This window comes from Clostridium sp. CS1-1 (genome assembly GCF_056135525.1).
Genome location: NZ_CM148680.1, coordinates 5,020,908 through 5,042,428, shown reverse-complemented (window position 1 = coordinate 5,042,428; position 21,521 = coordinate 5,020,908). Strand labels below are relative to the sequence as shown.

General features: G+C 30.2%; 23 protein-coding genes, 3 tRNA genes, 1 other RNA gene and 2 other annotated features. Of the genes, 3 read left to right on the top strand and 24 right to left on the bottom strand.

Annotated elements, in window-relative coordinates; all coding sequences use genetic code 11:
* Window positions 1-31: 31 nt before the first annotated feature.
* The 13 genes from AC0N0V_RS24005 to sfsA all read right to left on the bottom strand — a co-directional run bounded on the left by AC0N0V_RS24005 (window position 32) and on the right by sfsA (window position 12,730).
* Window positions 32-1,219, bottom strand: a complete 1,188-nt coding sequence (locus tag AC0N0V_RS24005) for an MFS transporter (protein ID WP_474461444.1) — start codon at window positions 1,217-1,219, stop codon at window positions 32-34.
* 743 nt (window positions 1,220-1,962) lie between these two features.
* Complete coding sequence (locus AC0N0V_RS24000) at window positions 1,963-2,085, bottom strand: hypothetical protein (RefSeq protein WP_261854256.1); 123 nt, start codon at window positions 2,083-2,085, stop codon at window positions 1,963-1,965.
* Between the two features lie 323 nt (window positions 2,086-2,408).
* Window positions 2,409-4,154 carry a sensor histidine kinase gene (locus tag AC0N0V_RS23995; RefSeq protein WP_474461443.1) on the bottom strand — a complete coding sequence of 582 codons (1,746 nt, stop codon included), beginning with the start codon at window positions 4,152-4,154 and terminating at the stop codon, window positions 2,409-2,411.
* 484 nt (window positions 4,155-4,638) lie between these two features.
* Window positions 4,639-5,886, bottom strand: coding sequence for a DUF1015 domain-containing protein (locus AC0N0V_RS23990; protein WP_474461441.1), 1,248 nt, complete (start codon window positions 5,884-5,886; stop codon window positions 4,639-4,641).
* A 14-nt stretch (window positions 5,887-5,900) separates the two neighbouring features.
* Window positions 5,901-6,833, bottom strand: a complete 933-nt coding sequence (locus AC0N0V_RS23985; RefSeq protein ID WP_474461440.1) for a D-2-hydroxyacid dehydrogenase — start codon at window positions 6,831-6,833, stop codon at window positions 5,901-5,903.
* 57 nt (window positions 6,834-6,890) lie between these two features.
* Window positions 6,891-7,961, bottom strand: a complete 1,071-nt coding sequence (locus tag AC0N0V_RS23980; RefSeq protein ID WP_474461439.1) for a pyridoxal-phosphate-dependent aminotransferase family protein — start codon at window positions 7,959-7,961, stop codon at window positions 6,891-6,893.
* 112 nt (window positions 7,962-8,073) lie between these two features.
* Window positions 8,074-8,274: a binding site (T-box leader), on the bottom strand.
* Between the two features lie 34 nt (window positions 8,275-8,308).
* Window positions 8,309-8,507: a binding site (T-box leader), on the bottom strand.
* Between the two features lie 236 nt (window positions 8,508-8,743).
* Window positions 8,744-8,953 (bottom strand): hypothetical protein, encoded by a 210-nt coding sequence (locus AC0N0V_RS23975; protein ID WP_474461438.1) that lies wholly within the window; start codon window positions 8,951-8,953, stop codon window positions 8,744-8,746.
* Between the two features lie 21 nt (window positions 8,954-8,974).
* Window positions 8,975-9,154: a hypothetical protein gene (locus tag AC0N0V_RS23970; RefSeq protein ID WP_474461436.1), complete on the bottom strand. Its 180-nt coding sequence runs from the start codon at window positions 9,152-9,154 to the stop codon at window positions 8,975-8,977.
* A gap of 227 nt (window positions 9,155-9,381) precedes the next feature.
* Entirely contained in the window at window positions 9,382-9,537 is a 156-nt protein-coding gene (locus tag AC0N0V_RS23965; protein ID WP_474461435.1) for a hypothetical protein, read from the bottom strand.
* A 19-nt stretch (window positions 9,538-9,556) separates the two neighbouring features.
* Window positions 9,557-10,339 (bottom strand): EFR1 family ferrodoxin, encoded by a 783-nt coding sequence (locus AC0N0V_RS23960; RefSeq protein WP_474461434.1) that lies wholly within the window; start codon window positions 10,337-10,339, stop codon window positions 9,557-9,559.
* A gap of 264 nt (window positions 10,340-10,603) precedes the next feature.
* A complete protein-coding gene (locus AC0N0V_RS23955) occupies window positions 10,604-11,290 on the bottom strand; it encodes a beta/alpha barrel domain-containing protein (RefSeq protein WP_474461433.1) in 687 nt (228 codons plus the stop codon).
* 97 nt (window positions 11,291-11,387) lie between these two features.
* Window positions 11,388-11,933, bottom strand: a complete 546-nt coding sequence (locus AC0N0V_RS23950; protein WP_474461432.1) for an NAD(+) diphosphatase — start codon at window positions 11,931-11,933, stop codon at window positions 11,388-11,390.
* A gap of 104 nt (window positions 11,934-12,037) precedes the next feature.
* A complete protein-coding gene (gene sfsA, locus AC0N0V_RS23945) occupies window positions 12,038-12,730 on the bottom strand; it encodes a DNA/RNA nuclease SfsA (RefSeq protein ID WP_474461431.1) in 693 nt (230 codons plus the stop codon).
* 278 nt (window positions 12,731-13,008) lie between these two features.
* On the opposite strand from sfsA, the gene ytaF reads away from it, so the two are divergent.
* On the top strand, window positions 13,009-13,656 hold the full coding sequence (ytaF, locus tag AC0N0V_RS23940) for a sporulation membrane protein YtaF (RefSeq protein WP_474461430.1): 648 nt from the start codon (window positions 13,009-13,011) through the stop codon (window positions 13,654-13,656).
* A 131-nt stretch (window positions 13,657-13,787) separates the two neighbouring features.
* On the opposite strand, the gene AC0N0V_RS23935 is transcribed toward ytaF, so the two are convergent.
* The 10 genes from AC0N0V_RS23935 to AC0N0V_RS23890 all read right to left on the bottom strand — a co-directional run bounded on the left by AC0N0V_RS23935 (window position 13,788) and on the right by AC0N0V_RS23890 (window position 18,547).
* Window positions 13,788-14,048, bottom strand: a complete 261-nt coding sequence (locus AC0N0V_RS23935) for a pro-sigmaK processing inhibitor BofA family protein (protein ID WP_474461429.1) — start codon at window positions 14,046-14,048, stop codon at window positions 13,788-13,790.
* Window positions 14,049-14,163: 115 nt separating this feature from the next.
* Window positions 14,164-14,436 carry a YaaL family protein gene (locus AC0N0V_RS23930; RefSeq protein WP_474461428.1) on the bottom strand — a complete coding sequence of 91 codons (273 nt, stop codon included), beginning with the start codon at window positions 14,434-14,436 and terminating at the stop codon, window positions 14,164-14,166.
* A gap of 61 nt (window positions 14,437-14,497) precedes the next feature.
* A complete protein-coding gene (gene recR, locus AC0N0V_RS23925; RefSeq protein ID WP_474461427.1) occupies window positions 14,498-15,094 on the bottom strand; it encodes a recombination mediator RecR in 597 nt (198 codons plus the stop codon).
* A gap of 56 nt (window positions 15,095-15,150) precedes the next feature.
* Window positions 15,151-15,492 carry a YbaB/EbfC family nucleoid-associated protein gene (locus tag AC0N0V_RS23920; RefSeq protein WP_474461426.1) on the bottom strand — a complete coding sequence of 114 codons (342 nt, stop codon included), beginning with the start codon at window positions 15,490-15,492 and terminating at the stop codon, window positions 15,151-15,153.
* Between the two features lie 76 nt (window positions 15,493-15,568).
* Entirely contained in the window at window positions 15,569-17,191 is a 1,623-nt protein-coding gene (gene dnaX, locus AC0N0V_RS23915) for a DNA polymerase III subunit gamma/tau (protein WP_474461425.1), read from the bottom strand.
* A gap of 195 nt (window positions 17,192-17,386) precedes the next feature.
* Window positions 17,387-17,652, bottom strand: an RNA gene (gene ffs, locus AC0N0V_RS23910) — signal recognition particle sRNA large type.
* 11 nt (window positions 17,653-17,663) lie between these two features.
* Window positions 17,664-17,753 (bottom strand) — tRNA-Ser (locus tag AC0N0V_RS23905).
* A gap of 120 nt (window positions 17,754-17,873) precedes the next feature.
* A tRNA-Ser gene (locus tag AC0N0V_RS23900) sits at window positions 17,874-17,963 on the bottom strand.
* A gap of 6 nt (window positions 17,964-17,969) precedes the next feature.
* On the bottom strand, window positions 17,970-18,410 hold the full coding sequence (locus AC0N0V_RS23895; protein WP_474461423.1) for a nucleoside deaminase: 441 nt from the start codon (window positions 18,408-18,410) through the stop codon (window positions 17,970-17,972).
* Between the two features lie 60 nt (window positions 18,411-18,470).
* Window positions 18,471-18,547 (bottom strand) — tRNA-Arg (locus tag AC0N0V_RS23890).
* Window positions 18,548-18,736: 189 nt separating this feature from the next.
* Between AC0N0V_RS23890 and AC0N0V_RS23885 the strand changes: the two genes are divergently transcribed.
* Both AC0N0V_RS23885 and AC0N0V_RS23880 read left to right on the top strand, forming a co-directional pair.
* A complete protein-coding gene (locus tag AC0N0V_RS23885; protein ID WP_474461422.1) occupies window positions 18,737-19,039 on the top strand; it encodes a phasin family protein in 303 nt (100 codons plus the stop codon).
* Window positions 19,040-19,081: 42 nt separating this feature from the next.
* The gene (locus AC0N0V_RS23880) at window positions 19,082-20,683 is read left to right on the top strand and encodes an ABC1 kinase family protein (protein ID WP_474461421.1); all 1,602 of its coding nucleotides are present in this window, start codon (window positions 19,082-19,084) and stop codon (window positions 20,681-20,683) included.
* Between the two features lie 36 nt (window positions 20,684-20,719).
* Here the strand turns inward: AC0N0V_RS23880 and AC0N0V_RS23875 are convergent, their stop codons facing one another.
* The gene (locus tag AC0N0V_RS23875; RefSeq protein ID WP_474461420.1) at window positions 20,720-21,295 is read right to left on the bottom strand and encodes a TetR/AcrR family transcriptional regulator; all 576 of its coding nucleotides are present in this window, start codon (window positions 21,293-21,295) and stop codon (window positions 20,720-20,722) included.
* Between the last annotated feature and the right edge of the window lie 226 nt (window positions 21,296-21,521).

Genomic DNA, 21,521 nt, shown 5'->3' with positions numbered 1-21,521 from the left:
TAATCTCTCCTACTTGTTTAAACTAAAGAACTTAAATTGACTTTTTCAACAGTTGGTCTTTTGTATTTACGTAAATTAAGTATATAAATGTTATTGAAATCACTAAGCTAACCGGTAAAAGCCAATATGCAGTATAAGTACTAACTCTATCATTTAAATATCCCATAAGCAGGTTCATAATCATACTGGTGGCTGATGCAAAAGTTACAACAACTCCAGTAACATATGCACTTCCCTCTTTAAAAACCTTATTTATAGTTAAAACTATTGTTGGAAAAGTTATAGAAAAGAAAAATCCAGCTATTGATATTATAGCTAAGCCTTTTTCCCCTAATCCCAACCCAATAGCATAAGAGACAAATGCTAATATAGATGAGATAAGTACAGTGTTGATATAGCCAGTCTTTTCAACTATAAATCCACCTATAAACCTTCCTATTGCAAATAATGCAAAGAATATAGCTATATAAAAAGAACTTTCGCTTTTATTGTAATTGTAGCTCTTTTCCATATAATTGACGAACCAATTTCCTGTCCCAGTTTCAGCAAAAACATAAAAACCTAATGCAAATATATAAAAATATATTAATTTATTTTTATATATTTGTTTTTTATCTATATTATAATCTTTTTTCACCTTACTTGGTTCAGGTATTTTGATAAATATAAAAAATACGAATAATATCAAAGCATATATAGCTACCATTGTGTATATTTGTCTCCAAGTTACACCTCTATAAAGCATAATCCCCGCAAACCTCTGTGAAAAGGCAGAACCAACACCATAACAAAAATGTGTCAAATTCATAAGTACCGCTTGAAATGTTAAAAATAATATAGGAACAAGTGTGTTTGTTGCTATACTTATTAATGATTGACCTACGTTTAGGAAAAATATTCCTAACAATAATGTTGTAAAATTAGGACTTATAGATAGCACTAACAGAGATAATATTATGAAAATATAAGCTAGTATATATACTTTCTTTTGTCCTATTTTTTCACATAGTATTCCCCCAATATAGGTACAAATTATATAACCTAAAGAAGCTGATGTAAGCATAATTCCTATACTTGTATTATTTATAGAAAACTCATCTCGAAACACTGGAATAAAAATTCCCCTTACATTATCACATATTGCTGTTAGTATCATCATTAGAAATATAAATAGAATCGGTAAGATGTAATTTAACTTCGCTGATTTTGTATTATTCATACGTCACTTCCCCCCTGATAGCTTCATTAATTACACATAATATTATAGCATAAAAAGAATTGATAATATAAAGACTATATGTTTATATTATTTGTATTGTTCGCTCAGGGATTACGATGTTTCCGCACTTATATACATCTTCACATTAAAAATTCCCAAAAACCTAATGATGAAAAATAGGTGGTAAATAGCAAAGAGATTTAACTAGGTGAAATCACACTAATTAAATCTTCTTTCCTTATTCAATTTTTTTATCAAGTAATCAAACTTTATTATATGGGATATTTAAAAGTCATTGCATATCTAAAACCGACTTTGCTTGTTGAAAATCACCTGAAAAAGTGTAATGAATCGTTGGAAGGAAATTAGCGTTTAAACATAGAATTATTCATCAAGCAACAAAAAAAGGCTGTGATAAGCCTATGAATATATAATTGACCTCCACCTGGAATCAATAACGACTAAATAGGTGAAACTAACGGACTTCTTTTATCTAAGTAATTACAAAAGGATTTCTTAAATGCAATTGTGTTGTTACTAATAAACTAAGATAGGCAACAGATCTTCTTGCTGAAGATTCAACATATTTTAAACTGCTCATAATTAACTCCTTTATTGATGGACTCTCCTCGATTATTGACAGACTTATGATATTAAAAATAAATTCATTATAAAAAATAGAGGTAGACCTAAGATCTACCTCCATCTGTTTTATAGATATGAATACTACTAAAAATATCTAACTACTCATTTTCTTTTGAATTATACTTGTAAATTTCTACTAAGGCCTCTAATATCCTTATATAAAAGTCTATTTCATATTCTTCAATTTCTTCATCACTTATATCTTTATTCGTTTCATGCACCTTATTCAATCCCCTTAGTATATAGACTTAGTAATTACAATGCTATTAATTGCAAAAAAATAAGAACCACTTCGAGAATTACGAAGTGACTCTTCAACACGAGGCTGTAATATACCTATTAATAGGCACACTACACGTCCATTTATTTTTTATTTTATTGCTATGTAACTACCATAAATAAAATAACATAGTAGAAAAAGATTATCTTCACGTTTATAAATCAATTCTCTACACGGGGTAGTATTCACATCTATGACTACAGTATAACACTATATAGTAATATAGCAACAAATATATTTTAGAATCCTTTTTTATTCTTTCAATTATAGATATACATCTGAAAATTCAATACTCATTCTTTCAACTTTCTTATCGTCTAAATCATTGTTTATTGCAGTTTGGCATAAACCTGATTCATCTTCAACAGCAAGAACTTTTGCAGGAAGTGTTATATTAAACTGTGTGTACTCGCCATATTCACTTTCTACAGTAATACTTCCTCCATGCATGTCTACTAATGATTTAACAAGAGCCAGACCAATTCCTGTTCCTTCGCTTCTTCTTGAAAGTGATTTATCAACTTGTATAAACCTATCAAAAATACTAGTTAGTTTATCCTTTGGTATTCCGCTTCCTGTATCCCTTACAGCAATATATATACAATCCACTAGATCCTGAATACTCACCTCTATCTTTCCGCCAGGCCTGGTAAATTTAACTGAATTAGACAATAAATTCAATATCACTCTTTCAATTTTATCTGCATCAAATCCTAATACTTTTTCCTCTATATCTGTATCAAAAATAATCTCTATACCTTTTTCTTTTACATACTCTGCTACAGATAGAGTAATATCTTCTACTGTTTTCACAATATCATGATTGCACATATTTAATGTATAAAAACCAGAATCTATCTTTGTTATATCTAGTAAATTATTAATAAGTCTTAATAATCTATAACAATTCTGCTTCATTATGCCCGTGTACTTCCTTATTGATGAAAAATTGATATTTCCTTTTGTATCTGTGTGCATACTTATTAATTGTAGTGAACTTAAAAGTATATTTAATGGAGTTCTTAGTTCATGAGACATATTAGAGAAAAATTCTGTTTTTAATTTATCATACTCTATGGCTCTCTCCAGCAACAGCCTACTTTCTTCAATCTTTTTTTTATCTGTAATATCTCTAATTGAAGATAGTATATTTAACTTGTTATTATACCAGAACCTTACCGATGTAGATTCAAAATCTTTAGATATACCCTGCTTAGTAATGAATTGATACTCAACCCTTGGAAACATTTTATCCTGAGATAATAGATTTTCTAATCTTCGTTTCATAAGTTCATGATTTTCTTTACTTACCACTTCGTCAAGCCTTTTTCCTACTAATTCTTTGGGATTATCATACCCCAGCATCCTAGCATATGAGTCACTAACAAAGGAATAGGTAATGCCATCGTAAATACTTATACCATCTGGTAGGATATCAATTAGTTTTTTATATAGTTCTTTGCTCTCAAACAGTTTCTCTTGTAATTCCCTTTTTTCTGACGTATCTCTAGTCGTAGTAACTACGCTCTCTTTGTCTTTGATAATTTCTGGAATCTTATCAAGTATATCTATATATTTCTTTGCCTTCTCTATAGCAGCATTGTACTTTTTCTTCTCAATAGTTGTATCTCTAAGTACAAAAAATTCATACCAACAATTATTCAATTGCTTAATATTACACTTTATATCTACATCAATTATATTTGATTGAAAATCTTTAATCTTATACTCACCTTCAATAACTTTAAATGATTCATTAAGAGAGTTACCAAGTACCACATCACTCTTTAACTGCAATAGTGATACTATTGATTTACCTAGTATAGATTCATCATTACAATGTAGAAGTTTTTGTAATTCACCATTGACAAAAACAACTTTGCCATTTCTCTGAACCAATATGGCATAGGGTAAAAAATTAAAATACTCATAATTTTTATTATCTATATCAACTATATTTCCAATGTCAGATAGTAGTTCGTCATCACCAATAGTAACTCCATCGCACATTAACTTAGTCCTCCAGCATCCTAGTTGTAAATTTTTATATTTTATTTAAATATTCTCCATACCATCCAAAAGTCCTTCTTATTTTTTAAGTTGCCAAAGATTTTAGTTATATTCCTAACTGTCTTGTCTTGGGCAACTTAATCCCTATAACTTTTCTATCCTGTATTTCTTATTTTAATAAAATTAATAATATAAGGTAGGCTTTTTATCACCAATACATCTATATCAGTATTCAATTTAGTATAAAAAAGCTTGAAGAAAACTGAGTAGAAAAAAGGCATAAAAAAGGGATAAGATCTGTCAGCATCTTATTTCAATACACTCACATGCCTTGAAAATCGATGTTTTAGCCTTATCCATTAATTCTTAAACCTATTTCAATATATCTCTCTTTTTAGTAAATCCCTATGAGACTTGCTCTTGTTTTTACCCTCTTTATTCAATCTTTTTTATCAAGCAGTCAAAGATTATTTGAGGGGGACAATTATTTCAAGCTATGAATAAACAAACCACTCCTAAGCTTTGGTTCAAACCAGGTTGATTTTGGGGGCATCACTTCTCCCGCATCCGCAATATTGATTAAATCCTCTATTGCAGTTGGATACATAGAGAAGGATACCCCATTTTTTTCTTTATCTACTCTTCCTTCGAGTTCTTTAAGACCTCTAATTCCACCTATAAAGTCTATTCTATTATCCGTTCTTGGGTCTTTAATTCCCAAAATTGGCTTTAATAAGTTTTCTTGAAGAATAGATACATCTAATCTATGAACAGGATTATTAGGATCATAAGTTCCTTTTTTAGCTGTAAGGACATACCATTTTCCATTAAGATACATTCCGTAAGTATGTTTACAAGAAGGCTTATATGAACCCTTACCTTCATATATACTTATATCAAACTTTTCCGAAACCCTAAGCATATATTCTTCAGTAGAAAGTCCATTTAAATCCTTAACAATCCTGTTATAATCCATAATACTTAGGTTTGAATGTGGGAAAAGTACAGATAAGAAAAAATTAAACTCCTCATCTCCAGTATAATTAACCTTTTCCACTCTTCTTTTCAAACCAACTTTTACTGCTGATGCTGCTCTGTGGTGACCATCTGCTATATACAAGCTATCTATATTAGTAAATATATTGCATATATTACGTATTATATGCTCATCATCTATAATCCATGCTATATGTTCTACGCCATCTTCTGCCTTAAAATTATATATAGGTTCTTTTTTTGTCCATAATTCTATTATATCATTAATTTCCTTATTATACATATAAGTTAAGAAAATTGGTCCAGTATTTGCATCGCAAATATCGACATGATTAAATCTGTCTATTTCTTTTTCTTCCCTAGTATACTCATGTTTTTTTATTTTATTATCAATATAATTATCTATTGATGTACAACCAACTATTCCAGTCTGTACTTTTTCATTCATTACTAACCTATAAATATATAAATAATCCTTGTTATCTTCTACTAGTATTCCTTTATCAATCATTTTATTCAAGTTATCCCTAGCCTTTTCATAAACTCTTTTATCATATATACTTATATCTTTATCTAGGTCTATTTCTGCCTTGTCTACATGAAGAAATGAGTAAGTATTCTTCTTGGTCACCTCTCTTGCTTCGTCACTATTCATAACATCATAGGGTAGTGCTGCTACCCTATGTGCTAGTTCTTTTATTGGTCTTATAGCCTTAAAAGATTTTAAAATTGTCATCTTTCTCCCCCCACTTATGCATTTACAACACAGTTATCTCTATAACTAAAAAACTCTTCAACTATGCTTACTATTTCCTCTCCTATTCTTTCCTGAGCTTCATCTGTAGATCCTCCTATGTGCGGAGTTACACATACCTTTGGATTGTTGATAAGTTCTGAGTTTGGTATAGGTTCATTTTCGAAAACATCTATTCCAGCACCTGAAATCTTGCCACAATTTAATGCATCTATCAATGCAAGTTCATCTACAACTCCACCCCTTGCACAGTTTATTATATAGGCTCCATCCTTCATCATTTCAAAATGTTTCTTTCCAATTACCGGTTCTTCTTCCTTCGTAAATGGAATATGAAGTGATATAAAATCTGATTTTTTCAGCACATTTTCCAAATCATAAAATTCATATTTGCATCCGTTAACTATTCCCAATTTATCAGTATAAATTACGTTCATTCCAAGAGCATCTGCCCTATTAGCTACCTCCCTTGCTATTCTTCCAAAGCCTATAAGTCCAAGTGTTTTTCCACTTAACTCAATACCAGTATATTTTTTCTTATCCCACTTCCCCTCTCTCATTGTTATATTAGATAAATGAATATACCTTGATAAAGCGAACATATGCGCAATAGTAAGTTCTGCTACGGAAGCACTACTTGAATTAGGTGTATTTCTAACCCTTATTCCACTTTTTCTTGCATAGTCTACATCTATATTATCTACTCCTACTCCTCCACGTATTATGAGTTTAAGCCTTCCTTTTCTAGCTTCATCTATTAGTAACTTTCTTACCCTGGTTGCTGACCTTACTATCATAACATCAAAATCTTTTATTCTTTCCTTAAGCTCTTCTTCATCATAATGCTTATCTACAACTTCAAACCCATTTTCATTTAACTTCTCTACAGAAGCTTTGTCCATTCCATCACAAACTAATATTTTTATCATTAATAATTCCTCCCTTTTCTATAAAAATATATTAATATTTAAACAATCAAGCTAATTCTAAACTTTTATTATGTCATTTATATTATCTAGAAGTTCCTTTATATCTTCCAAAGTACATTCCGCCATGTGAGCTATTCTAAATGTACTTTCTTTTAATTTTCCATAACCATTTGAAATTTGAAATCCTCTTTTTCCGAGTTCCTTATTTAAATCCCCAACATTTATATTTCTAGTATTTTTTATAGTAGTTAATGTATTAGATAGATATCTTTCATCTGCAAATAATTCAAAATATTCCTTAGTCCATTCTCTTACATACTTAGCCATCTCCAAGTGTCTTTCATATATATTATTTAAACCTTCATTTAACATTTTATCTAGTTGATAGTCCATCGCAAACATATGGGAAAGTGATGGCGTTGAAGGATATTGATAATCTTTCTTTTGAATATATTCATAAAGCGTTAATAAGTCTAAATAGTATCCTCTGAAAATTACCTTTTTTGCTCTTTCTACAGATTTTTTTGAAAAAGAACATACTGCAATTCCTGGAGGGAGACCCATTGCCTTTTGACTTGACGTTATACATATATCTACACCAAGTTTATCTACCTCAATTTTTGTTCCTCCCATTGAACTTACTGTATCAAGACACCAAATTACTTCGGGATATCTGTTAATTACTTGTGATATCTCCTCTACTGGATTCATAATACCAGTAGATGTTTCATTATGAGTAATACATACTAAGTCATATTGACCTGTTGATAAGACCTTATCAACATCTTTTGACGTTATAGCTTTTCCCCAGTCTGCTTCGTATAAGTCTACTGGTACATTATTATATTTAGCCATCTCATACCACCTCTTCCCAAAGGCACCAACTGAAAAAACTGCGGCCCTTTTAGCTGTACAAGACCTTATCGCACCTTCCATAAGCCCGCTACCAGATGTTGTAGATAAAAGTATCTCTTCTTCAGTATTAAAAACCTTTCTTAGTTTATCACTGATTCTTCTTTGAAGTTCTGAAGCCTCTCTACTTCTATGTCCAATCATAGGCATTGACATCTTCTCTAATACATCTTTCTTCACCTCAACTGGCCCTGGAATGAATAATTTTTTATGCATATTATTACCCCCTGATTAAATATTAAAATTTATTATGTTAAATTAAAGTTATAAACTATTAAAGTTTTAGATTGTGAAAGCATTATTTGAAAACAAAAAGAGCCAATCTCCCCGAAGGGGCGATTGACTCGCGTTGCCACCCTAATTAATCATATTTAGAATATGATTATCTCATTGTTATAACGGTTTTTTCCGTATTACTCATCGTAATAGTCCTCTGAGGTGGATTCATAAAAGCTTTAGGTATCAGTTCACACCATCCACTGACTCTCTTAACCTTAACTTATACTACTATTCTCTTCATTGGAAATATTAAGTTTTAAAAATAAAAAGAGCCAATTCACCCCCGAAGGGACGATTGACTCGCGTTGCCACCCTAATTAATCATACTTTAAATATGATTCTCTCATTGTTATAACGGTTTTTTCCGTATTACTCATCGTAATAATCCTCTGAGGCGGATTCACAAAATTTCAAGTATCAGTTCACACCATCCACTGACTCTCTTAACTCTAATTTTATTACTATTCTCTTCACCGGATTTAAGTATTAATTTTTACCAACTTTGTATTTTATTATAATTTCAAAATAACAGTATGTCAATATATTTTAGAAAATATTTTATTTTCTAAAATATATATTAGGAATATTCACTCTGTAACTAATCTTAAGTAATATTATTAATTTATAATTATTTTGTTAAATAAATTAAAACTTTATATAATAAAAAAATATACTTTTGGGACCTTATATAACAATACTCATATAAAGTTATTGCTGCTCTATGTTTGGTCTATACTTGTTAAAACAGAATCGAAAAGATCTTTAACACATAAACCATCTTTTAGATTCTTGCAATTTACACAACTCTTGCTACTACTTGTGCCAATATTAGATTCAACTCCTTGATGTATAGGTTCATATCCTACACACGAATTTGCCACGTGCATCATTTGTTCTCTATTCCCTACAACAACCTCTTTATTTGTCATGATAACTTTCCCCTTTCGCTTTTAGTTCAACCTTATCTTTTCCTCAATTACTTCAAATAATTCCTTATTACACTTTCCACTTATGTAACTTATACAACTATTGCATCCCCTAGAAATAAAGCTTATAGCTGTAGTAAAATATTTAGGTTCATATTCTGTACAATTTTCTGCTACTAGCATCTTTTGTTGTATTGAGTCCATAAAATCACTCCTACTTAATATTATCCACTTAAAAATACGCATAAATAATAATTAAGTATTTTAAAATTATTACTTAAAATACATCAACTCATATGCTTATGTAGCTATTATTACCCTAATTAAAAATATAATTCTAAAAAATAAACTCCTATATGAAAATATAGGAGTAATATCTTTGAAATATTTTAAATAAATTTCTTTTATGTAATAGTTAAATTGCTTATGTTTTAATTTAATACAGACTCTGTCTCAGTACAATATCTTGTTATGATACATTTTCCAAGATTTCTTGGACATTCTTTACACATACAATCTTCTACTTTACCATCACAATTTTTATTCAACTCAGGACAACTTTTACAATTACTTATAAGTAATGTCATCTTTTCACCTCTTAATATATTAATTGCTTAAATCTAAGCTCTTTATTCTTTCTTTTTGAATTTGATCTATCTCTTTTCCTTTATACCTTATAGCATTTATGGGGCAGATATATATACATCTTAAGCATAATATACATTTGCTATGAAAATTTGCATGACCATCTTCAAATGTTATATTTCCTCTTGGACAATTTCTAAGACATAATCCGCATTTCGTACACTCTTTTGTAGATGTAATACTTTTTGATAGCTTAGGTATCATGCTTTTAAATGCACTGCTAGAAATCTTGCTAAAAAAAACCCTAAACGGAGAATTAGATTCCCTAACTTGCTTATTATCTATAAATGTCTTAGTTAATTCCTCCACCTTTTTTTTTGCAACTTTCATCATTTCTTTTTGTTCAAAATCTGTACGCTTTTTACCTATATAAAAATAATAATTATTAGGCATTCTTATATTGGATTGTATAACAATATTATATCCTTTTTGTTCTAGCTTTCTTGATATTATGGAGGCTGCTGCTGCAGATTTTGCTCCTTGAGTTGAATAAACAACCGTTCTTATTCGATTTTCTACTTTAGGCAACCTATTTAAAAAATCCTCTACAATTTTAGGTGGAACTTCAGCATAAACTGGAGAACCAATAATAATAAAGTTGTATGACTTTATATTAACTTGTTCTATTGATTCGATATTTATTAAGTGTAAATCTATATCATATAACTTAAAGTTATCTCTAAATTTATCTGCTACCCACTTGGTATTTCCTGTACCACTAAAGTAATATAGTGCACCTTTCATAAATAACCCCATCTCCTAATAGTATTTATTAATTATACAATGTGTTAAGCCTTAAATTTTATATTTTCTATGTCTACCTATCTTATTCCTTCTTTATTCCAGTGAACAATATATTAACTTTAACTATTTTAATATTCTATCCATTCCAATAATTATTCTTCAAAATAATTATAAATTTATTCAATAATCAGTAATCTGTAAGTATTATTTTAAATAAAAAAAAAGCATAATACAAGATATGTATTATGCATGTACACATATTGATTAATCATTATGTTTTTTATGTTCATACTCTTCTCTGTAATTAATCATGATCTCACTTAATATATCTGCCGCAGGCGGAGGAGTAAATGTGATAGCATTAGCCCCTGCTTCTATTGTCTCCTTTATACTTTCTAGCGTTGGTCCACCTGTTGCTATTATCGGAAAATTGGGATATTCTTGTCTTATTTGTCTTACAATACATGCTGTTTTCTTAGCCCCAGATATATTCAAAATAGTAGCTCCTGATTCTATTCTACCTTTAATATCCTCATGTTCTGATACTATAGTAACTATTATAGGTATATCTATGGTATCCCTCATATAACTTATAACTTCATTTGGTGTAGGACTATTTACTACAACTCCCATAGCACCCTTGAATTCAGCATCTAGTGCTAAATTTACAACTCTTTTACCAGTTGTAATACCTCCCCCTACTCCACAAAATACTGGTATATCTGCAGATGATACAATTGCTTGTGTTATAACCGGTTGAGGTGTAAATGGATATACTGCAATTACTGCATCAGCATTAGTATTTTTAATTACTGCTACATCTGTACTAAATATGAAGGATTTTAATCTCTTTCCAAATACCTTTATACCACTGGCCTCTCTAATAACTTCAGGTACCTGAATCATATGTCTTCTAAGAATTCCTTTTATTTCTGGTACATATTTCGCCATATCTTTTCCTCCCCTTTTATTTAACAAACTAAACAAACTTGTTACCCTATACTAGCATATTATTGTTGTTATTTTCAATCATTTAAATAAAATTAGATTAGATAACATCATTGTTGCTACTTATTTCACACCTGTAAGCCTTGTCGCCTTTATAATCTATCTCCTTTAAAACCTTTCTAACTACTCTCTTCCCAATCTCATCTTCTTTCATTTCACATAATGCATCTTCAATATTACTCCAGTTAACCCATTCTACCTCAGATGATTTTTTTAATTCACCGCCATCATAATGTGCCATAAAAGTAAGCATTATTATTTCCTTGCTTTGAAGATATTCACTTCCTAAATACTTCAAATCCCTTATTTTAAGACCAGCTTCCTCGAACACTTCTCTGTGAACCGTTTCTTCTATTGTTTCTCCACTTGTCACATAACCTGATAAAAGCACTTTAGAATCCTTAAAAATATAACTTTGTTTAAGAAGTAGTATCTTACCTTCATTTACAACTGCTACTATAACACATGGCTTAGGAGTATCAAAGTACATAACATCATCAATACTACAATATGGAACGCCACCTTCATCCCAACTATATTTCTCTTCCAATTCCCTTCCGCAAATAGGACAATATTTAAACTTCATAATAACACTACTCTCATTAGAGTAGTTTCACCCCCCCCATAATTCATGCTTATAAACCATAATTATATTATAATTTATATGTAAATCTTTATTCAACGGAAATATTACATTCTTATTTCTATTTGACTTTTAAGTTCAATAGCATCTTCCTTAATAAAACAATCATAAGCAAGAATATTTACTCCACTTTCTTTAGCAAATCTTAAAGCTTCACCAAATTTTTTATCCATTTCATCATGTGGGGAAAAATACCCAACATCCTCAATCTGAATTAAGAATAACACTGCTGCTTCTTTATCTAACTTTTTAACTTCAACCAACTCTAGTAAATGTTTTGTCCCTCTCTCAGTTGGTGCATCAGGAAACATCGTCTTACCTTCATCCTCTAATGTAACTCCCTTTACTTCCAAATAACACTCATTTCCATTGGAATCTGTTAACCTAAAGTCGAACCTGCTGTTTCCGAAGGTCTTTTCTCTCTCTATTTTATTGTATTTACTTAATAAATTTATTTTTTTATTATTTAGTGCTTCATATACCACCTTGTTTGGTATATGAGAGTCTATATTTATAAGCTTCTTCCCTTTATAACCTCCTATTAAATCATATTTTGTTTTTCTTAGTGGATTATTTTCTTCTCTCAAAATTACAGTACATCCCGGTATAAGTATTTCCTTGCATCTTCCTGTATTAGGTACATGTACTTTAGTTTCTATGCCATTTATATCTACATAAGCCTGAAACCTATTAGGTCTATGAATAAACTTAGCTCTTATAACCTTATTTTCTATAATCACCACATCATCTCCAGTTTTTAAAAATTAGTAGTATTTAGTAGGTTGCATGTTTTAAAAACATAAAGCAATATTTTTAGTTAAATAAACGCAGCCATACTTGATAATTTCAAACCAATTTTTATTTTAAGTCATCAATAATCTTAGTATAACACTTTTAAATTTAGTTTTACTCATGATACAACAATTTATCTATAATGACAAAATAATGTTATATCTTTGTAACCAGTTCTTTAATAATGAATATTATATATAGTAATTGCTATAAAAGGAGACTACTTATGCATATCATTTCCATATTATTATTTGTTGTTTCAGCGAGCCTTGATAATCTTATAGTAGGTATTGCCTATGGTATTAAGAAATTAAAAATACCTTTATTAAGTAATATTATAGTAGCTTGTATATCTTGTGTTGGAACATTATTATCTATGTTATGTGGCAAGTTAATAGTGCAACTTATACCTTCACACAAAGCTAACGCCATAGGAAGCGTTATACTAATAGGTTTAGGATTATTTTTTATAATATGTTCAATAAAGGAAAATATAATACTAAATAATAATAGAAATCTTGAAACCTTAGAAGAGAATAAAGATAACGTAGAACATTATAGAAACCAATACAAAGAAATTTTATCTACACCTGAAAAAGCTGATATAGATAGCTCTGGAATTATAGACTTAAAAGAATCTATTACTTTAGGAATTGCTTTAGCCTTAAACAACGTAGGTCTAGGAATAGGAGCAAGTATTACTGGATTAAACATTACTTTAACTTCATTCCTTACATTGGCCTTTAGCCTCACAGCAATACCTCTAGGTTATATTCTTGGAAAAAAGCTTTTTTCCCAAATTCTCCAGGGTAAATCAAACATAATCTCTGGAATTATTATAATCTTACTTGGAATATATGAATTATTTATATAACTTAATATATAAGATTATATTTTATAATTAAATTAAGCTAACCTTATACTAAGTTAAAAGGTTAGCTTTTTAAAAATAAAATTTATATTTTCCTATATCCGACTTACAGTTAAATAAATTCAATACATAAACTATAAAAACAGCTTAAATATTATAAGAAAAATAACCCCTGGTATCCCTAGAAAACCTGCAATAAGTGCTGTTATAGCATTAATTCCTATATGAAAATTAAAATAAGCACCAATGAAATTGACTAAAATCAATAATAAGACTCCAAATACTCCATTAGCAATTAAATTAAATAATATCTTTAAAGGCCATGCAAAAACCTTTACTAAAACATACAAACCTAGTATAGCAACTAAAAAATAACCTATAAGTTCAAACTGCATATATATCCCTCCTCAACTTCTATTATTAATTTATATTCTAATAACATAAAAGTATTAATAAAAATAAAAAGTAAAAGCATTTAACTTTTACTTTTTATTTTTATTAATACTCTTTCTAACCCACACTTATATCTTGAAGAACATTATCGCCATATACTTTCAAACCACTTTTTTTAGCTTCATTTAACAAATAAGCATACTTTGCTTTTGCCGCTTCTTCTGTATATATTGCATAATCTACAAGTCTTGGGTCATTAACTGCATTAAAATAATCTCGCGCTATTTTAAGTTCTTCTCTAGCTTTATCTATGGCATTTAATAGCTTTTTTTGTTCTACCGTATATTTAGTTTTTTTCGCCAAGTAATTGACTATTACATTTTTATTCATGAAAAACCTCCCAATTTTTGTCACACTTATAATAATTGACAAAAACTAGGATTAGTATTCATTAAATCTCAGTTCTTCCTTCTAGAGCTTTAGATAATGTGACCTCATCCGCATATTCTAAGTCGCCACCTACAGGAATTCCATGAGCAATTCTTGTTACCTTTACACTTAAAGGTTTCAATATTTTCGATATATACATAGCAGTAGCTTCTCCTTCTATATTAGGGTTAGTTGCTACGATAACTTCTTTAACTTCTCCATTAATTCTTCTTATAAGCTCTCTTAATTTTATATCATCAGGCCCTCTTCCTGCCATAGGTGATATGTTCCCGTGAAGAACATGGTATACTCCATTGAATTCCTTAACCTTTTCCATTGTCATAATATCTTTTGGCTGCTCTACAACACATATAGTATCTTTTTCTCTATTTGGATTTGAACATATTGAACAAGGATCGTTATCTGTAAAGTTCCCACATACAGAACAATATTTTATTGTCCCTTTAGCTTTAACGAGTGCATTTGCAAATTCCCTAACTTCATCATCTGGTAAGTTTAGAACGTGAATTGTTAATCTTTGAGCAGTTTTATATCCTATACCAGGTAACTTTGCAAATTCTTCTATAAGTTTTTCAATTGCAACTGGATAAAAATCCATATATATCACCTCAATTTTAAAACCCCATCTTTAAAGATGGGGTAGTTTTATGTTTCTTAAAACATTCCAGGAATATTAAGTCCACCTGTTAACTTTTTCATCTCAGCTGAAGTCTCTTCTTCTGCTTTCTTTATAGCTTCATTGCAAGCAGTCAAAATTAAATCCTGAAGCATTTCTACGTCATCTGGATCTACAACTTCAGGTTTTATTCTTATATCTACAATCTGTTTTTTCCCGCTTGCAACTACTGTAACTGCTCCACCACCAACAGTAACCTCAAATTCCTTATTTTCAAGTTCAACTTGCATATCTTCCATTTGCTTTTGGAACTTTTGCGCTTGTTTCATTATATTATTCATATTTCCCCCACCAAAATTAGGGAATCCACCTTTTGCCATAATTAAAGCCTCCTTATTTAATTAATTTAGTTTTAATTATATCATATTTTTATAAATTTCACTTAAACAATTAATCTTATTCATCTATTATTTCGATTAAATCTTCTCCAAAAGCATCTTTCAATATCTGTTCTGTAGAAATCTCTATATTTTGAGCCTCTTCCCCTTCTATAATATAGTGTAGCTTTACTCTATCTTTTAGTATATCTGCAAATATATCCTCTATTAATTTTCTATTTTCTTCTTTCTCGAGCCTTTGCTTATGAAAGGCGTAGTTTCTATCATATTGTATGGTTATTACTCCGTTTTCACAACTGGTTACATTACCTTGAGTTAGCGCAGCAAATAAAACCATCTGTCTCCTGCTTTTAAAAGCCTCTAGTATATCTCTCCAACTTTTTCTAACTATGTCTAAGGTAACACTTGAATATATATTTCCATCCTTTGATTGAACCATTGTCTCGTCTGGAATAACTCTTTCAACCTTCTCTTTGATTTCTTTTTTAACTGCCTTCGTTGAACTTATTTCTGTAGATATTTTTATTGTTCCACTTTTTAAAGCTTCCTCTATTTTATTTAACCTTGCAAGTATAACTTCTTTTGAAGTGTCATACTCTATTTTACACATCTTTATAACGGCAAGCTCCAGATATATTCTACTTTGTTTTGTCCATTTTGACTGCTCTTCTGCATCCTGCAATATTCTTACATTTCTCATTATCTCTTCTACCCTTATCTTTTGGGCCTGATCTTTTATAAGATTTATATTTTCTTCTGACATATCTAAGATTTCCTCAGGATCTTGCGAAACCTTTACCATAAGTAAGTTCCTCATATGATTTATCATATCTCTTATAAAAGTATAAATATCCTTGCCACTGAATACAATATCGTCTATTATCTTCATAGATGCTTCAACATTTTTTTCTACTATGCTATTGGTAAGATTAAGTAAATTTTCATTAGTAACGAGCCCAAGCATCGCTACTAAACTATCATACTCTACTTTCCCTTCTCCCATAGAAATAGCTTGATCTAATATACTCAAAGCGTCTCTCATTGCTCCATCACACATTCTAGCTACTAAATTTAAGCTTCTATCATCTGCAAAAACTCCCTGTTCATTAACTATTTTCCTCAATCTATCAAATACATGAGAACTTTTTATTCTTCTAAAATCAAATTTCTGACACCTAGAAAGTATTGTAACAGGTAGCTTCTGTGGATCTGTTGTTGCTAGTATAAATATTACATTTGAAGGTGGTTCTTCTAATGTCTTTAAAAAGGCATTTACTGCTTGTTGTGTAAGCATATGAACCTCATCCATTATATAAACCTTATAATTTCCTTCCTGAGGTGGGTATTTTACATTCTCGATAACGTCTCTTATATCTTCTAGATTTCTTTTAGAAGCAGCATCCATCTCAATCACATCTATCGAAAGCCCCGAGTTTATTTTTTGACACATTTCACACTCATTACATGGTTCTCCATCTTTGAGGCTTAAGCAATTTACTGCCTTTGAGAAAATCTTCGCAGTAGATGTCTTACCTGTTCCTCTCGTACCTGAGAATAGATAAGCATGGGCTATTCTGTTATTTTTTATTTGATTCTTAATCGTAATAGTTATATGCTCTTGACCAACTACATCATCAAAAGTCTTTGGTCTCCATTCTCTATATAATGCGGTGTAAGCCATATAATCACCTTCTTTTCTCTCTGTTTATATAGTTATATTATATCCTATATTACATTCAGAATTAATATAAGATTTTATTAATATTTATTTTAAAATTCTATTCTGTATATTTAATATGACAATGTTCAAAAGTTGAATATAATAAAAAAAGACACCTATTTTGGTATCTTCAATTAAATACTAACTTATATAATGTCGTGCACCTCACTTTGACAAATAAACTATGAGCGTTACCCATATAGTTAGCTCAAACCAGGTTAATCCACGGCACACGAAAATGATCACTTACCGCTGCTTCCTTCCGGATCTGACGGGGTTCATGAGTTTCCGTTGCGTGGGACCCAGTTCTCAACGCCACTTTTATAGGCCAGACCTCACAGCTTATAGCCTAGGCGAGGAATTCAATCCTGCTATAGCGGATTGCAGGTTACAGGGCACCGCTGACTCCCCATCTAGCACGACAAAGTTTAAATGGCGGAGAGAAGGGGATTTGAACCCCTGGTAGAGTTTCCCCTACACACGCTTTCCAGGCGTGCTCCTTAAGCCGCTCAGACATCTCTCCATAAAATTGACTCATGAATGATTATTAAGTTTTAGCTCATCATTAAGACAAGACTTATTATACTATTAACATTTAAGTAATTCAACATATTTACCGAAAAAAAATTTAGTAATTATTACTTGGCGGAGAAAGGGGGATTTGAACCCCCGGTACCACAAGTGGTACAATGGTTTTCGAGACCACCGCTTTCGACCACTCAGCCATCTCTCCACACTATTATCTTCTATTTCTAAAGAATTTACTTAATATATTACTGCATTTTTCATTATAAGCCCAGTGTACATTTGTCCAATGATTTAGATTGTCGTTTTGGAGTATATTTACTACCGAACCGCAAGCCCCTGTTGTAGGGTCAAATGTTCCTATATATAAGTTCCTTATCCTTGATTGGAGTATGGCTCCTGCACACATCGGACAAGGTTCTAAAGTAACATACATACTACATTCTTTTAGCCTCCAATCCTGAAGAAAAGCTGCAGCTTTTTTAATTGCTAAAATCTCTGCATGTGCTGTAGGATCTTTTAATGTTTCTCTTAAGTTATGTGCTCTAGCTATTATTATATTGTTTTTAACTATAATGGCTCCTACAGGTATTTCTTTTAAAGCAAATGCTTTTTCCGCTTCAGAAATAGCTTCGATCATAAAGTTATTATTCATATACTACCTCTTAGATAAAAAAACAAAAGCCAGCAATACTTAAAGTTTACTGACTATAGTTGGTGTGCCCGAGAGGAATCGAACCCCCGGCACGTGGTTTAGGAAACCACTGCTCTATCCTACTGAGCTACGAGCACATATTTAATTCCTGCTACTATTGTATTTTATTACAATTAAAAATAAATGTCAATTTAAATTAATTACTTTTTATCCCACTTTAAAATTATTTTATGTATTTTAAATAATCTCCAGTTTATATCATTAATTAGCTTCTCTCTGGGTATATTATAGTATGACTAACAATATACTAAATTGGAGGTGTTTATATGATTAGTGAATTAAAAAACTTGTTTTTAGCTGGCGTTGGCTCTGCTGCGTATACCTATGAAAAAGCTTCAAAATTAATTGAGGATATGGTTGAAAAGGGAAAGTTAACGATAGATGAGGGTAAGGAACTTTCAGAGGAATTGAAAAGAAATATAAAAACTAAAACAACCCAATATAAACCAACAACTAAAGAAGATATATTAGCGATATTAAATGAAATGAATTTTGCTACCAAATATGATATAGCTAATGTAAATGAGCGTTTAAATATATTGGAGAAAAGAATAAACAATCAAGATTAAGCCCCAACATCTGTTAGGGCTTTATTATTCTGGAGGCGCTTTATGTATAAAAGTTCTATACAAAGATTTAAAGAAATAATAAGAGTTCTAGCTGCCTATGGATTCGGATACATCTTCGATACAAAATTGAGCAGAGAAAAGAAGTCGCCAGCTAATTTAAGAAAGGCATTTGAAGAGTTAGGTCCAACCTTTATAAAAATAGGTCAAATTTTAAGTTCCAGACCTGACATATTGCCTCCAAGCTACATAAAAGAACTATCAAATCTTCAAGATAATGTTATCGCCGAAAAGTTTGAAGATATAAATAATGTTTTTTTTGATGAATTTAATAAAAACATAGAAGATTGTTTTATATATTTTGAAAAAAGGCCACTTGCTTCTGCTTCTGTATCTCAAGTTCATAATGCTATACTTCTAGACGGACGAAAAGTTATTGTTAAAATTCAAAGGCCAGAAATAAAAGAAAAAATGCATATGGATATATCTATATTATATAGAATCGTAAAAATTATGAAATCAAGGTTACCCAACACACTTATTGATCCTGGAGAAGCATTAAATGAAATCCTCTCTTCTACTGAAAATGAACTTAACTTTAAAATTGAAGCTGAAAATATTAAAAAATTTAGTAAGCTAAATGAAAACGTAGCATTTTGTTACATACCTTTTGTAATAGATGAGTTAACCGGCAATAAAATCTTAACTATGGAAAAAATAGATGGACTTAAAATAACTGACGTTGATAAGCTTGAAAAATCTGGTTATGAATTGCACGACATAGGAAATAAGCTAACCCTATCATTTTTTAAACAAGTGTTTACAGATGGGTTTTTTCATGGAGACCCACATCCAGGTAATCTATTAATTTCTAACGGAAAAATATGTTTTATAGACTTTGGTATAATGGGAACACTTTCTGACTCGCTTAAATCATCACTGAATGAAGCAATTATAGCTATTGCTTTAAGAGATATAGATAAATTAGTTTCTGTTGTCATATCAATAGGTATAAAAAAAGGGTTTGTTGATAGAAATAAATTATATGAAGATATGGAATACTTATTTTTTAGATATATTTCAACTTCGCTTAAAAATATACAAATATCTGTGCTAATGCAAGAAATTTTTGATTGCGCTAAAAATAATAACATAAACTTACCAAAGGACTTAACTTTACTTGTAAAGAGTTTAATAATAGTCGAGGGAGTAGTAGCAAAGATAGCACCAGAAATTCAAATACTTGATGTAGCCATACCATTTGTAAAAAATAATAGTGAGCTTCTACTACTAAAAAATATTACTCTAGACCAACTTTTTATACATTCTTATAACTTTACAAGAGACTTTTCACTTCTTCCCACTAAATTCGTAGAACTTACAAATAGTATATTGAAAGGAAGAGCTAAAATTCAGTTTCATATACCATATTTAGATAAATCTATAAGTGAATTAAATAAAATGACTAATAGATTAGTTCTCTCCTTGATTCTTTCATCTTCTATAATAGGTTCTTCATTAATCTTAAATAAAAATATAGGTCCCCAAGTGTATGGAATGTCCATAATTGGACTATTAGGGTTTTCTGTAGCAGCCTTTATGGGGCTTTGGCTTCTTCTATCTATAATTAGATCTGGTAAGTTATAAAGTGGAACTAATTCTTTTAGTCCCACTTTATCATAATTACATATTTTTAACTTGTATTCCTTCTAATATGTTTACTAATAAACTGTCTATTAGATCCTCTATACCCTTTTCATTTTCATTTATTAATTCATATACTGTTGCTGAACAGATTGTACCAAATAGTGTGTATGCCATTAAATATGAGTCTCCCATTTTTACTACACCTTTATCCATAGCTTCTTGTAAATATGATTGCATGTAACGAATATACTTATTAATAGACTCCCTTAATTCGAGTTGTCTCACTTCCTGCCCCCATAGTTGACTCATTACTACTTTAAAAAAGTCCCTACTCTCATGTACTAATCCTAATTGAATTCTACACAATACTTTAATCTTTGATAATGTATCTTTTTGTTCATTTGCAACAATCTCTATTTTTTCTTTTATAACACGCATACCTTCTCTTATTATAAAATTAAATATTTCTTCTTTACTTTTAAAGTGATAGTATAGAGTTCCTTTAGCAACACCTGCATCTGCTGCTATAACATCCATTGTAGCACCGTTATATCCAGACTTAGAAAATTCCTTTATAGCTGATTCAAATATTGCCCTTTTTGTTTTATTCATGAGTACCACTCCAAATTCTATTATATATTAATTGACTGGTCAGTATACTTATATTCATATACATTATACTATTTTGTTCAAATAACTCAATACTTTTCACATCATTTGAATAATATGTTTACTTTTTTATATAATACATATTACAGTATTATAAATTGACATTATACAAATAATAAATGATAATTATAGTATAAATTTCCTTGAAAAATATGATGAAAGAGGTTCT